The 13,427-nt window shown below is 60.8% G+C and carries 12 protein-coding genes and 2 pseudogenes; 3 read left to right on the plus strand and 11 right to left on the minus strand.

Features of this window, described 5'->3' with window-relative positions:
* Positions 1-10: 10 nt before the first annotated feature.
* Both FJ930_RS13340 and FJ930_RS13345 read left to right on the plus strand, forming a co-directional pair.
* Positions 11-619, plus strand: a complete 609-nt coding sequence (locus FJ930_RS13340) for a hypothetical protein (RefSeq protein ID WP_141838173.1) — start codon at positions 11-13, stop codon at positions 617-619.
* 146 nt (positions 620-765) lie between these two features.
* Entirely contained in the window at positions 766-1,461 is a 696-nt protein-coding gene (locus tag FJ930_RS13345) for a thermonuclease family protein (RefSeq protein WP_141838174.1), read from the plus strand.
* 212 nt (positions 1,462-1,673) lie between these two features.
* Here FJ930_RS13345 and FJ930_RS13350 read toward each other — a convergent pair whose 3' ends face one another.
* The 3 genes and pseudogenes from FJ930_RS13350 to FJ930_RS13360 form a co-directional block, all read right to left on the minus strand.
* A complete protein-coding gene (locus tag FJ930_RS13350) occupies positions 1,674-2,003 on the minus strand; it encodes a hypothetical protein (protein WP_141838175.1) in 330 nt (109 codons plus the stop codon).
* 466 nt (positions 2,004-2,469) lie between these two features.
* Entirely contained in the window at positions 2,470-2,697 is a 228-nt protein-coding gene (locus FJ930_RS13355) for a hypothetical protein (protein ID WP_141838178.1), read from the minus strand.
* 598 nt (positions 2,698-3,295) lie between these two features.
* Positions 3,296-3,882 (minus strand): annotated as a pseudogene (locus FJ930_RS13360) (IS110 family transposase); the annotation flags it as partial.
* A gap of 531 nt (positions 3,883-4,413) precedes the next feature.
* Here FJ930_RS13360 and FJ930_RS13365 point away from each other — a divergent pair.
* A complete protein-coding gene (locus FJ930_RS13365) occupies positions 4,414-4,986 on the plus strand; it encodes a DUF6101 family protein (RefSeq protein ID WP_246676902.1) in 573 nt (190 codons plus the stop codon).
* Positions 4,987-5,478: 492 nt separating this feature from the next.
* Here the strand turns inward: FJ930_RS13365 and FJ930_RS13370 are convergent, their stop codons facing one another.
* The 8 genes and pseudogenes from FJ930_RS13370 to FJ930_RS13405 all read right to left on the minus strand — a co-directional run bounded on the left by FJ930_RS13370 (position 5,479) and on the right by FJ930_RS13405 (position 13,407).
* Positions 5,479-6,648, minus strand: a complete 1,170-nt coding sequence (locus FJ930_RS13370; protein WP_141838180.1) for an MFS transporter — start codon at positions 6,646-6,648, stop codon at positions 5,479-5,481.
* Between the two features lie 64 nt (positions 6,649-6,712).
* Entirely contained in the window at positions 6,713-7,315 is a 603-nt protein-coding gene (locus tag FJ930_RS13375; RefSeq protein ID WP_141838182.1) for a DsbA family protein, read from the minus strand.
* A gap of 46 nt (positions 7,316-7,361) precedes the next feature.
* Positions 7,362-7,727, minus strand: a complete 366-nt coding sequence (locus FJ930_RS13380; protein ID WP_141838184.1) for a nuclear transport factor 2 family protein — start codon at positions 7,725-7,727, stop codon at positions 7,362-7,364.
* Positions 7,728-7,922: 195 nt separating this feature from the next.
* Positions 7,923-8,077, minus strand: a pseudogene (locus tag FJ930_RS13385) (IS110 family transposase); the annotation flags it as partial.
* Between the two features lie 102 nt (positions 8,078-8,179).
* Positions 8,180-8,905, minus strand: a complete 726-nt coding sequence (locus tag FJ930_RS13390; RefSeq protein WP_246676903.1) for a TIM barrel protein — start codon at positions 8,903-8,905, stop codon at positions 8,180-8,182.
* Between the two features lie 171 nt (positions 8,906-9,076).
* Positions 9,077-10,738 carry a choline dehydrogenase gene (locus tag FJ930_RS13395; protein WP_141838188.1) on the minus strand — a complete coding sequence of 554 codons (1,662 nt, stop codon included), beginning with the start codon at positions 10,736-10,738 and terminating at the stop codon, positions 9,077-9,079.
* Positions 10,739-11,677: 939 nt separating this feature from the next.
* Positions 11,678-12,445: an SDR family NAD(P)-dependent oxidoreductase gene (locus FJ930_RS13400; RefSeq protein ID WP_141838190.1), complete on the minus strand. Its 768-nt coding sequence runs from the start codon at positions 12,443-12,445 to the stop codon at positions 11,678-11,680.
* A complete protein-coding gene (locus FJ930_RS13405; protein WP_141838192.1) occupies positions 12,442-13,407 on the minus strand; it encodes a sugar kinase in 966 nt (321 codons plus the stop codon). Before FJ930_RS13405 ends, FJ930_RS13400 begins: the two co-directional genes overlap by 4 nt.
* Between the last annotated feature and the right edge of the window lie 20 nt (positions 13,408-13,427).

A 13,427-nucleotide genomic window follows, 5' to 3' on the forward strand; every position in this document is an offset into this window, starting at 1 on the left:
GAGCGTTGCGATGAAAGCCAGGATATTGGGCAGCCTCGTTGCTGGCCTTGCGCTGGCGTCGCCGGCGAGCGGCGCCCCACCCATCGACCAGGCCTATGTCAGGTCGCTCGCGGCGCCCGGCAAAACGGTGCTGGTCATGGAATATTACGATGGCCAGGGCGCCATCGTGGATCGCAGGGGCTTTGCCTCGGCCAAGGGCTTCGACGCCGTCTCACCAACCGACTTTCAAGTCGATGAGAAACTGACGGTCCACCTCTATGGCATCCAGCCCTGCGACGGTGACCTGGTCAACCAGCGCGAGAACTTCTCGGGCACCTGCGCCGATTACGCCAGGCGCGGGCTCCAGACGATGCTGCAGTCACCGAAAGTGATCTTCTGCCGGGCCTTCCTCAGCGAGACCAATGCTCAGGCCCAGGATGCCACCTGCTACGGCTACTTCAACTACCCCGGGAGCCTGGACACGATCGACATGTTGGAGGAGCAGTTGGTATCGATCGGCACACACCGCATTGCAAAGAAGCCCGATGGTACGCCCGCCCGCAAGGACCTCGAAGAAGCCGAAAAGATTGGCCGCGGCGGCTTCGGCATGTGGGCGGATCCGAGGATCAAGGATCAATGAGGAGCATGGCTTTTCTGTTTGCGCGAGCGATCGGGATCGACCGCGCACGGTCCGGCCGTTTCGACGGAAGGCCAAGGGAGCGCATTGAAGGCGATCGTCATCTCGATCGATGCAGGGTTGGGCGACGACCTCCATGGCGTCCAGCCATGAAAAGCAAAATCGTGCCTTGCGCCCTGACGGCGCTGATTGTCTGCGGCCTTCCCTCCCCCGTGTTCGCGGCCGACCTTGCACGCGGCTGGCGCGCGGACACCGTGCCGACGGGTTTTTCCGATTCCGGTATGGCAAGGCTTGCCGGTCGCGTGACAGTGGTCGACGGCCGCACCTTGTGGTTTCCCGATGTGTCCGAGACGGTTCGGCTCGACGGCATCGACGCATGCGACCTGCCGCAATGGGCATTTGATCCAAAACAGCATGGCGACAGCCTGGTCCTGAAGCCGGTGCCCTGCGGAGCCTTGTCCAAAGCCTGGCTGAAGCGGCTGGTCGGCGACAGCCCGGTCGTCTGCCGCATTTCAGCCTATTCCGTCGACGGAGCCCTGACGGGCCGATGCATCGCGGGTGGACGCGATCTCGCGGTCGGCATGCTGCGTGCTGGCTGGGCTCGAGTCCAAGGCCCCTCCCCCGCGAGCTCGCAGTATTGGAAATGGCAGCGCTACGCCATGTCAGCGCGCTATGGGATGTGGGCGACATATGTGATCGATCCGGATGAATGGCGCGCCAAGGCAGTGGACAGAACCCTGGGGCGGAAGCCGCTGGCCGATCTGAATCTGCTGGGCGAGCGCGAGCAGGACATCTCGCCACCATTCCTTGACGCTGGAAAGCGCCCTGCCCGCTCCGACCGGTAGAGATATCGCAGTGATTGGTAGCGCCCGGGTTGGCCCGGGTTGGTGGCCCCACAGACTTCGCAAGACTTGACCGCTGATGAGATCAGAAAGCTGAAACTGACACCGGAGCACAAGGTCGATGACTTCGTGGGCATACGGAAGTCGACACGCATTACCTGAAGAAGCCGTATAATCTCATCCCGCCCGACAACATCTTAAATTCGTTCCGAAACTTAGCCGCTTTGCTTTCGCAGAAACCCGGCAATATCCGGATGGAATTCTCCGACGCTGGCTTTCACGGTGTCGACCTCGCTTGGCTGCAGCTTCACCTTCCGTGCCAGCATCGTAGCGATCAGGTAGCGGACCTTCTGCTCAGCCTCCAGCCGGTTCCCGGCCTGGAGTCTGATCAGTCGCCGCCGCGCTGAAGCTTCGAGAAGATTGCTTAGGACCAGGCACAACCGGACAGGGGTGGAGCGAACCGTCCAGCGACCGGAGCCTGTCTTGCGGGAGAACATTTCGATGGCATCGAGCAGGCGGCGGTGCCGGGTTATGCTGCGTGCCATGGCAGTGGGACTTGCGGCCCTGCGCCGAGCGGGGCAGCCGTCGCGGCCGCGTCCCAACGGCCGCGAATTGGAGCTGTCATGCTCGGTGGATAATCCTTGATCAACGACTTCGCTTGGCCTCTGCGGCTTGGCCGCATTCCCAGTGTGTTTCTGTCCCGTCATCCTTCCTTACCAAGCTGCGCAGATCGCCCAAAGGGTACATCGTGGCCGACCAATGCCACGAAGCGTTATCCTTGGATGCTGCCAGTGTTGGTTTCGGTAGCGAGGCCACCAATGCAAAACCGGCAGAACGCCAGAATAGGGGAAGCATAGCGCAATTGCGGCAGCCACCGTGCTAAAGTTGGATGAAATGATGTGAAGCGACTGAAATATAATGCGCTGAGGTTGAAGGGTTCGAAATATTCGGCCTTGCGAAGTCTAGCCTGTCATCGGCTCGGTATTGGTTTTAGAGCGTCAGTCGATCAGTTCAGGCCTGCGGCTCGTTGCGCAATTTCGAGAAGACCTGACACCAAAAGCGATAGTCGTCATCGCGTCCGTCGAAATTAGCGGTCAGCGCGCACCATGCCGCGGCTGTCGCCGCATCTGGACCATAGAGCTCTATCGTCGCCCGTACCGTCGCTGCTGGGTCCAGCAACTCCCACAGCGTCAATTCTGCGTGGCCGGAACCAAGCCGGTCAATATGAATTTCTGGCATGCAAAAGCCTCCCGCGGTGGATCCGGCGAGCGGCAGCTATGCGCTGCAAGGCCGGACGTTGGAAACTCACGGGGTGAGCCACGATCCTGAGGCATTACGCCTAGGACATTCGTCGTGTCGTCCCTGGCCATCTACAGCTTCGCAGGAGGACCTCGGAAGCTGGCGCAGAGGCAATTTATCGCAGAGCTCTCGCGCCAAGGCAACCAGCGTGCGAGATCGACAGGCATCATTGCCAGATCGGGTTTCCCGATCGGCCGACGTCGAAGGGGCCTGTTGGCCTGCAATGGAACGGAGGGGTACACGATCCTCGCAAAATGTAGAATTTAGCCCAAATGAGATCGGCCGGTGCCCACAGCGTCTCCACTGCGCAAGAACTCACCGCAGTCAACCGGCGCTCAGAAAGAGTATTTCGCGTCGGAAGTCGACCTTGCGTCGCTGGCTGGCGGCGGCGCGTTGGCCGCAAGCGACCAATCTTTTGGCGAGAAGGCAGCCTGCTGCCGCCGACGCTATCGGCCTTCGGACTGGTAGTCTGAGATGGGGCCGGTAGCGGTCAGTTCGCTTGTGACCAGGGAAGCACGACAGCTGACCTTCAATGTGAGGCCGCGATATCACGCGAGCGGCGGAAGCGCGACCGATCGTCGGTCGCGGTCAGGAAGGAGCGCGCGGTCACCGGGCCCGCGGGGGACGGTCATGAAGCGCCGGCATGGTTCGTTGCGGGTGACGATCTTCACGACCATGTCATGCAGTCGGCAATACTGTCGCCACAGCGCCGCGCGCGCCGACAGCATCGCTACCATCAGCTCGACCCATAGCGGATCCTCCGCCATAGCCTAGCGCACCGCGTGCTCGAATGCCGAGCGTCCGACCTTGCTCAAGCAGATGCCGAACGACTTCAGCGAGTGGCGGATGGCGTTCTCCAGGTCAAGGAACTTTGGCCTTCAGATTGGGCCGGTGCGTCAGCAGAAACAGGGTTCGGTAGCAGCTTTCCGACTTGATGTAGGCCTGTCGGAACCAGCCGGCGCGCATGATGTGGGCGATGCCCAGCGCATCGGGCTTGTCGGTCTTGTTGCGCTGGGTCGACATTGCGGCGCGCACATGCTGCGACTCCAGGCAGATGGCCGGCAGGCCGAGTTTCTTCAGTTCCGGGTGCATCCACGGCGACAGCGAGCCGGCCCCGTGGCCCAAATCGAAGTCTCTATGACAATGTACGCCTTATCGACGCCCATGGCACCCATCGCCGTTCCGACTTTTAAGCTCAGTCTGGGCAAGAACACCGAAAACGAACTGCGCTTGGCGGCGGACGCTTGGCTACCTCAACCGGGGGACAGCTAACCGGCCGATATCCTCATCACCGACGACCAGCTGAAAACCGATGAAGCCTACTCGGAATCGGCGCGCAACAAATGCGCTGACTGGGTCCAGCCGCGTCTGTCGAGTTGCATAGCTCAGCCGACGCCCATTCTGCCAAGGTTAACGAAAAATTGACATAAATTAGTAATCGCTAATACAGAATACACTGCTATTTTATGTGACAGTAGGACATGAGTGAGAGTTCGAGGCGGGTACATCGTTCGACCTCAATAAGGAGTAGAGATTGCGAAGGCACGCAGCTGTTGCTGGACTCAAGCCGAAGACGGCGCCGCAAAGGATTGGGGCTCACTCGGGGCACTGGTTGCACGCTGTGCTTCAGGAGCTCTCTCCCTCCAGGTGCCAGTGATGGACGATAGTGAGCGGGCTCGTACTGAACCGGAGACGAGTTCTTGGACCGGCCGCAACAGGCGTCTCGACCCATCGCGCCTGCCGGAGATGGTGAGCTATACCACGCGCGACACCTATGGCGACGTGACCTTCACGCTCAACCAGCGTGGTGTGGTGGTCCGACGCATGCAGGATTTAAGCAGCGTACCGGCAATCATTGCCCTTCCCGCCAAGGTTTTCCGCGGCGTGGCCGCCTGCGCGATGGAGGATCCGGATGGAAAATTCACATCGGAGCTCAAGCTTCTGCACAACGATCCGATGCTGACGGTGCCACTGCTGGTGTCCGACGATCTCGAACTTGTTGCCGCCGACTGGCGTGCCTGGGCCGAGGCCTACCGTCTGCCTATGCTTCTGCTTGGTGCCGACGGCGTTGCCCGCACGCTTGAGGAAACGCTCGGTGCCAACATCAACGCCCTCTCACCCCAGCGACATGGGCTGCGTCTGGATCATGCGGCCAGGCTTTCTGATGCTGGCCTGATGAACAAACTGACGCCATTAGAGCAAATCGGTCGACTGGTGGATCGGAAGTGATGTGACACGTGTCTCGTGTTCATTTGGGCAGCAGGGTCGATCCTCCCCACTGTGTCGATTGCTGGGGAACCCCCGCTAGGCGCGGCCAGGTAGCGTCGGCGTGGTTGAAAAGACCGCCAGTCTTAGCCAAGGACTGGACCGCTTTCCCGGCCCTTCGTCTGGCCGATCTCTCGGCGTCGGCAAACTGCCGCGGACCTGCGGGGATGCAGTGCTTGATCGGGAATCATCATCTCACTGACGGATCGTTTTCGAAGCCGTGCAATCGCGGCTAGGCGCGGCGGTGCGCGTTGCCGACAAGAGCGCCCAGCCTGCCGGTGCGCCGGCAAAGCCGTGGATCGGTGCGTCGGAAGCGCCAGCGTCGGTTTGAGAGGTGAGGCGCACCGCTGCTTCGGTCGACATCGCAACCTACAGGACCGAGCCGCTTTCGGCGCCAACAATCACGGTGGCGAAATGGAGCAATAGGTTGGCTATGAGCTTTGGCATCCGCCGCCCCTAGGGAAGTGCCGGGCGATCTTGGCCAGCAACGATACGGTGGAAGACCCACAGAATTGCTGGGCAAACCAGGAGCATGAGGGCGCCGAAATCGAGCGCGGCGCTCGCGGAGCCGAGCAACGTGGAAAGCTTTCCGCCGATCGCGGACCCAACCGGGCTTCCGGCATAGAAAGCCGTATAGAATATTCCCATTCCGATCGCCCGCGTCTTCGGCTCGAGCACGCGCGCGGGTAGGCTCATGATGGCGCCGGCAGGCAGGCCGCAAACGGTCCCGACGGCAATGACGGCAGGAAGCACCTGGCTGCTTCGCGACAGGAGAACCGTCAGCAGCGCAAAGCCGATGCAGCCTGCGACAATTATAGCTTCGCCGCGTTTGGTCAAATCAGCGAGCAAGCCTCCCAAGGGGACCGAAATCGCCGTGAGCCAGAGGACCATGCTGATCGTTGATCCAGCTGCAGCCATGGACCAGCCTCGCTCGACGAGCATCGTTGGGGCGAAACTGAAGATCATCACCAAACCGAGATTGTAGAAACACCAGATCGAGCTAGCGGCAATGACAGCATAGACCGTTTCCGAGGTCACACTGCCTCGTTCGCCTTCAACGGAGACGGCCGCTTCCTGCGCGCGATAGAAAAACGCCATCAGGCCGAAGCCGATCAGGATCCACCCTGCGACGGCTAGGTTGACGGCAAAAAGGCCGAATCTCGCTCCAATCCATGGCAAGAGCATGAGCGAGATTGCGATGCCTACCGGCCACGAGTTGACGAAAATGGCCATCGCGGTTGCGATTTCCCGGCCGGCAAACCAGTCGGCGACCATCTTGGTCATCAGAACGCTGAGGAGAATACCGCCAGTGCCCGCAATCAGTCGGCCTGCGATTTGCACGCTCCATGACGCCGATGCAGCCATCAGTAATTCGCCAGCCAGCATCGCCAGGAGTGCGGCGAGAACCGTCGCCTTATCGCCATAGCGGCGTCCGATGGTGCCAGCGGGGAAGGCGAGCAGGACGCCCGGCGCAAAATAGACTCCGATAAGGATGCCGATGTCGGTCAGGCTGGCGCCGAGACCTTCGCTAAGCTGCGGCGCTACGGCCCCTACGCTGCCAAACTGAAAGGCGAAGGCGGCACGAGCGACGAACAAGACAGCAAGAATGATCCAGCGGCTTCGCACTTGATCCCCCCTGGGATTGACGATCAGCGCATGGCTTCACCAAATGCGTCCTCTTCGTCATGATTCAACGTTGCAGTTCATGTCGCCCAGCGGCCCAGGCAAGCCCCTCTTCCAACCGATCGTCCCCCCAGAATGTTTCGCCATCGACGACGAAGGCCGGGGAGCCGAAAATGCCATAGCTGCGAGCCGCGTCGGTCTCCTGCTTGAGACGCTCATGGGCGCGGGCGCCGTCAGCCTTGGCAACCACATCGTCGATGTCCTGACCCAGGGGAGCCAGCACATGCCCCAGATGGACGCGGCTGCCCAGTTCCATGCCTTCCAGGTACCACGCCCTGAAGCTTGCGACGGTGTAGACCTCGCACCAGCCCTCTTCGGCCGCTACCATGGCGACCCGGTTAGCCAGAAGGTCCGGGTCGGTCGGCCAGATGGGAGCCCTTACGTAAGGGATGCCGTGCGTCGCCGCGCGCCGCTCCACATCGCGCCACATGTACTTTACCTTTGCCGCCTGGGTGCGGAGGGCAATGTTGTTCTCGGCCATCACGGTGCGGACATTGAATGGGCGCCATCGAACGGCAACGCCCGACTGTTTCGCCATGGCGTCAATGCGCATCACCGACAGATATGCGTAGCCGCTCCCGAAAAAATAGAAGAAGTCGATCTGCTTCATTCCCTCCTCCTCCGCGGCCGCGCCAAGTCGGCAACAAACCTATTCCTCAGTCGGTGCTGTTAAGGCTGCACATGCGTATTAGCCATGACCCGTCGGCCTGTCGCTCGAAGACGTCGACCGACGTACCGTTGCCGACCTCAAGGCCCTCGGTATACCTCGCCAGGCACCAAGCCAGGTCACCGGATCTGCCCGCATGTATCAATTTCATTTTCTTGTCGGTCGCCTCGCTGTGCCCATTCGTCCAGGTTGCGTGGAGAGCTTCGATCGCGTCGCGGCCTCTAGCCGGAGGCGCGTAGGGCGAATGTAATTCGGCATCAGCCGTAAACATCGCGCCGCATGTCTTGGTGTCGCCGGCACGATAGGCAGCCACATAGGCATTCCAGAAAACCTGCAGTTCCTCGTGGGTCGACATCGGCGGCCCTCCGGGCGCGAGATCGCTATATTAGGGATTTCTCAGGTATGCGACAATCCTCCAATACGGGTCGGCCGCTGGCCTCTCCACCCAAAAGATGGTCCGCGGCCGAACTCTTCTTACAAGCCTGGACACATCGCTGACCCGAAGCCCGCGCCGGAAAAATGATCCAAATCGTTGTCCGAGTTGATTATCAGCTTGGCGGAACCAGCCGGTGCGCATGATGAGGGCGTCTTGTGCGCTGCGCCGACATCGCGGCACGCACGGTGTCGCGTCTCCAGGCCGAGTTTCTTGAGCTCCGGATGCAGCCAGGGCAACAGCGATCCGGTCTCGTGAGCGACGCGACGCAGCGCGAGGTGCATCTGGAGGTGGCGGTCGTGACCGACCCCGATGCGATCTGCGAGATGCTCGAACCCTTTCTCGGACATCGCGTGTCGAATTGCCCGCAAGTCTCATAATTCAAGGCTGAGCGTCTTAATCCATTTCAAGCCATGGTCGGTTGCGGCCCTGGGCTTGTATTCGCATCCAACCCAGTTCCGATAGCCAAGCCGTTCAAGCGCTGCAAACACGGCAAGATAGCTGATCTCGCCTTCATCGGGCTCGGCACGGCTCGGCACCGCCGCAATCTGGACGTGGCCGATCTTCGGCAAGTGACGGGAAAGTCGAGTCAGCACATCGCCTTGGCTAATCCCGACATGGTATATGTCAAACATGATCTTTAGGTTCGGCGCTCCGACTTGATCAAGCATGTCAGCGGCTTCCTCGATCGTGGAGTAAAAGTAGTTCGGTTTGTCGCGCTGGTTGATTGGCTCCAGCAGGATCGTCAGGTCTGGGGCAGCATTGGTGGCGAAGACAAGATTCTCGATGAACACTTGCTTTCCTCGCGCTCGTTGGTCCAGCGGAAGGACGCCAGCCATCGCGTGGATCGAGTTCGCGCCGGCTTGGCGCGCATAGCCGGCGGACATCGCGAATCCCGTGCGAAATTCGCTCTGGCGTCCATCGATGGCGCCCAGTCCGAAATCGCCCTTGTCGGTATCGCCCAGCGGCGTGTTGATCCCGAGAAGAGTTAGGCCGTGATTGATGCAGCGCTGCTTCACCAATCCCGCTGGCGTCTCGTAGGGCCAATGCAATTCGATGGCTTTGAATCCAGCCGCCGCTGCCGCGTCGATGCGATCCACGAGCGGGCGGTCGGGCCACAAGAATCCTAGGTTTGCGGAGAAGCGGAGCATAGTCGATCCATCATTGGACGAAGTGTCCTGGGTTTTTGAATCCGAACGCTGTCTTGTTGATCAGGGTTTCATGGTCGCTGATTAGGATGGCGTTCGTGGCGGCCACCGGATCCGCCATCATCAGGCATCTTGCGTCGACCAATTGGAAGCGCGGTTTCCCGTGGACCACGCCCCAACGCTTCCCCCGTTGTCTTCACGAATGAGGTCGCTGCCCTTGGCACCGATCATAATCGATGCAGCATTGGTATTACCGCCAATCAGCCTCGGCATGATGGACGAGTCGATAACCCGCAATCCCTCGAGGCCACGAACCTTGAGCCTCGGATCGACTGTCGCGAGCTCGTCAACTCCCATCCTGCAACTGCCAACCGGATGGTAGTCGGTCTCAGCAGTCTGCCGGACGAAGTCGAGGATCTGCGCGTCGGTCTTGACGTCGGCTAAGGGGGCGTAGGGGCGAGACACATAGGGCCTGAATGCCTTGGACTCCATGATTTCCCTTCCAATCCTAACGCAAGCGATCATCTTATTGGCGTCAATAGGGTCGGCCATGAAGTTTGGGTCGATCAGGGGAGCATCTAACGGGTTCGACGAGGTAAGTCTGACCTCGCCGCGGCTGACCGGCCGCATGTTATTATTGTGCAGCGTGATGCCATTGCCGGGCAATTTGGTGAACCCGTGGTCGATGACCCACGCCGGCAGGAAGTGGACAGAGATATCTGGCTCCTCGAGCCCAGCTTCGCTCTTGGTATAAGCGACAGCCTCGCATCCCGACGATGTGACCGGTCCTGACCTGAAGAGGAGGTAGCGGGCGCCGTGAATATATTTGTAGGGGAAACGCGCCGCGTCATCGTAGGTGAGTTTAGTGGTCGCGTGCCAGATGGCCGCCGCGTCGAGATGGTCCTGCAGGCCTTTGCCGACACCGGGCAGGTCGTGCACTACTGTCACGCCGGCTTGCTTAAGCTCACTTGCCGGACCGATGCCGGAAAGAAGGAGGAGCTTGGGAGAATTAAAAGCTCCCGAGCTGACGATAACCTCGCGCGTCGCGCTCACCCTTGTGGTGCGGTTGTCATTCCCGACCAGTTCGATTCCCACGGCACGCCCTTTCTCAATGATGATCCGCGAAACGAGGGTGTTCGCGTAAACGTCGAGATTCGAGCGGGACTTGCGCGCCGGATGTAGGAACGCGCGGGCGGAGCTCATGCGCCGTCCGTCTTTCACGGTGTATTGGAAGTGACCGACACCGTGCTGGGTAGCACCGTTGAAATCCTTGCTGCGCGGTATGCCGACCTCCGTACAGGCTTCGATAAAGGTCGCGGTCAGAGGATTAAGGTAGGTGAAGTCGGTGACGTTTAGCGGGCCGTCGTTGCCGTGATATTCGTCGTGCAAACGGGTATTGGCTTCAAGGCGTTTATAGACCGGCAGAACGTCTTGGTAGCTCCAACCTATGCAGCCATCCTCTGCCCAACGGTCATAGTCCTGATGGCTGCCGCGTATATAAATCATGCCGTTGATTGAACTGCTACCCCCGATCGCTTTGCCCTGTGGGATGAACATTTCCCGATTGTTCAGGTGCTTCTGAGGGGCCGTACGAAACGCCCAGTTGTACTTGGTGCCTTCGATCAGGCTTTGGATGCCGGCAGGCATGTGGATCATCGGCGACAAGTCTCGGCGACCGGCCTCCAGGATCAGGACCCGGACATCTGGATCCTGGCTTAACTCGCTTGCGAGCACACAGCCTGCGGAGCCTGCGCCGATGATGATGTAGTCATAGTCTTTACGCATCTTGCGCACCAATCGTTCGGGCGAGGAGGTGGCAATGGCTTAGCGCCATTGCGCGATGAAGAGATGAACGGCCAACCCCGTTTGGAGCTGGCCTGGAGAGTGTGGTCCCTTCAGGCTGTTACCAGCCGAGGCCGCGCTGTATCCGCACCTGGGATCGGACGTAGGTCGGCGATCTGGGCTGCACGCCAGAGGCGATCCAGTTCAGCCGCCTGCATGCGCAGTTGCGGCGAACGCACCACCGGGCGGGAAATCGCGCCCACCTATTCCACGTCCAATCCCGGAATTGCCTCCAGTGACGATCACGACCTTGTCTTGAAAACGCATCTCACCCGCTCTCCAAATAGTGCCATTAACCTAGTACCTGGCAGCCATGAAAATTTCGCTGCCAACGCCCGATGATCTGAACTGCTGACCTGCGCTTCTAACCCAGCTGCTTCAGAGCCCCCACCTCGCTCCAAAGCGACTTTGACGAGCCGCGCGGTCTCGCTGCGGGCATTTCTGTACTGGCGCGACTATATCCTGCTGACTTCAGCGAGGCGCTTGAACCGGAGGCAAGGCCGAAGCTCCTCGGCGGACGCCCCGCCCAAACAGCAGCCCGCGTCAGAACGCGAACGGCTGCCCTGGGGCTTGCGGTTGCATATAATAGACGACCTACTTGCGCCGCATAGCCGGGCAGCATTGGAACCGGAGGCAGACGGTCCGGTTCTGGACGATCTTGCCAGAAAGGTGCCTTCCAGACAGTGTGTCGAACACATAGCGATCTGGCTTCATGCCTACGGCCGAGCGTCACCTTCCGAGCCGGGCCGCCTTCCACCAGATGCGCGCCAAACTTGGTGTATCCGCCTGGCAGGAATTCGAGGCTCGAGCAGCCAAACGGTCGACTTCAATGGTTCCACACTCGGCAAGAAGGCGCAGCTGCCGTGCCGCTGAAGCGGATCGTCAGTGATAATAGATGCCGCCGTCGACGTTGAGCGCCTGTCCGGTAACGAAAGCCGAGAGGTCCGAGGCAAAAAACAGCACCGGCCCGACGATGTCCTCCGGTGCGCCGAGGCGCTTCAGCGCGGCAACGTCCTCCCAATGGCGGATCGCGGCTTCGCTGCCCAGATTGTTCTTGCCCATCTCGGTCAGGATGATGCCTGGGCAGATGGCGTTGACGGTGACTCCGTCCATGCCGACTTCCTGCGCCAGCACGCGGGTGAGCGTGATCACAACCGCTTTGGTGGCGGCGTAATGGCCCTGCGTCGGCACGCCCTGACGCCCGGCGATCGAGGCGATGTTGATCACCCGGCCCGATTTCTTCTCGCGCATATGCGGCAGCACCGCCTGGCACATCATCAGCACGCCCTTGGCGTTGATGTCGAAATGCGCGTCCCAATTGGCCTCATCGAGATCCTGGAGCAGGCTGGGTCTCAGGATACCGGCATTGTTGACCAGCACGTCGATGCTGCCCGCGGCCTTGAGAAGCGTCTGCGCGGTGGCTTCGATGTCCTTTTTCCTGCTGACGTCCATCGTGTAGACATAGGCCTTGCGGCCCGCCGCCTCGATCTCGCCCCTGGTGACGTCGAGCTCGGCTGCTTGCGACGGCAGATCGGTGATGGCAACGTCGAAACCCGCCTCCGCTAGCCCTTTCGCGAGCGCCCTGCCGATGCCGCGGCTGGCGCCTGTAACGAGAGCCGTCTTGCCCCTGGCTTCTGGAAGAGTGGTCATGCTGCTTCCACCTTTGATGTCTTGACCGGCAGCGAATTCATCGCCGCGATCGTGTCGTCGAATGAAACGAGTTTGCCGTCGGAGCCAAGCCCCATTGCAACCTTGGCCGCAACCGCGCTGGCAAAGCGCGCCGACTGCCTGAGGTCCCAGCCCTTGACGATGCCGACGATGATGCCGGCGGTGAAGGAATCGCCGCAGCCCGTGGTGTCGAAGACCTCGACCTCGAAGGCCGGCAAATGGAAATCCTCGCCGTACTCTGGCGAGACATAGACGCCATCCGCGCCAAGGGTGAGGATGCAGTTCTTGACGCCCCTTGCCTTGAAGAAGGCGGCGACGCGGCCAGGATCCCTGTCATGCGCCATCTCGCCGGCCTCGTCGATGCTGGGCACGAAATAGTCGATATAAGGCAGGCAGGGTTCGACCAGCTTCCACGTCTCGGGGGTCGCCTGGATGAGATCGAAGGTGGTGGTGCGGCCAAGCTCCTTGGCTCGCTTCAAAAGCCTGACCGTCGGTTCGCCGTCGAAGCGCTTCAACAGGCCGGTGCCGCCGACATGAACGACGGTGGCGTCAAGGGCGGCGTCGAAATCGGCGGCGGCGACCTCGAACAAGGCGGCGGTGCCCGGCACATGCAGCGCCGGGCGCTCGCCATTTGGCCGCACCGGCAGGATGGTGGACGAAGTCTGGACGCTGCCGTCGCGGCGCACGAGATCCGTCTCCAATCCGTATTTCTTCAGCTTGGCAAGGAACCAGTCGCCCATGTCGTCGGTGCCGAGTGTGGTGACGGCGCGCGTCTTCAGCCCGAGGATCGCGCAGTCCATACCGGTGGCGCCGGCCGTGCCGGCAACCGTCATGCGGATCTCCTCGATATAGTCGGCGCGGCCACCTTCGGGGATGCACGAGACCGGGCGTCCCAGGATGTCGAGGACGTAGAAGCCGATCGAGCTGACGTCGAATTGTGGCATGATTGACGAACCTTTCGAGC

The organism is Mesorhizobium sp. B2-4-15 (genome assembly GCF_006658505.1).
GTDB lineage: Bacteria > Pseudomonadota > Alphaproteobacteria > Rhizobiales > Rhizobiaceae > Mesorhizobium.

Bases quoted from the DNA above. Each gene is read 5' to 3' on its own strand.
- FJ930_RS13350 (WP_141838175.1), bottom strand. From the start codon at position 2,003: ATGGCACGCAGCATAACCCGGCACCGCCGCCTGCTCGATGCCATCGAA.
- FJ930_RS13340 (WP_141838173.1), top strand. From the start codon at position 11: ATGAAAGCCAGGATATTGGGCAGCCTCGTTGCTGGCCTTGCGCTGGCG.
- FJ930_RS13365 (WP_246676902.1), top strand. From the start codon at position 4,414: ATGGACGATAGTGAGCGGGCTCGTACTGAACCGGAGACGAGTTCTTGG.
- FJ930_RS13355 (WP_141838178.1), bottom strand. From the start codon at position 2,697: ATGCCAGAAATTCATATTGACCGGCTTGGTTCCGGCCACGCAGAATTG.
- FJ930_RS13405 (WP_141838192.1), bottom strand. From the start codon at position 13,407: ATGCCACAATTCGACGTCAGCTCGATCGGCTTCTACGTCCTCGACATC.
- FJ930_RS13395 (WP_141838188.1), bottom strand. From the start codon at position 10,738: ATGCGTAAAGACTATGACTACATCATCATCGGCGCAGGCTCCGCAGGC.
- FJ930_RS13345 (WP_141838174.1), top strand. From the start codon at position 766: ATGAAAAGCAAAATCGTGCCTTGCGCCCTGACGGCGCTGATTGTCTGC.
- FJ930_RS13380 (WP_141838184.1), bottom strand. From the start codon at position 7,727: ATGTCGACCCACGAGGAACTGCAGGTTTTCTGGAATGCCTATGTGGCT.
- FJ930_RS13400 (WP_141838190.1), bottom strand. From the start codon at position 12,445: ATGACCACTCTTCCAGAAGCCAGGGGCAAGACGGCTCTCGTTACAGGC.
- FJ930_RS13375 (WP_141838182.1), bottom strand. From the start codon at position 7,315: ATGAAGCAGATCGACTTCTTCTATTTTTTCGGGAGCGGCTACGCATAT.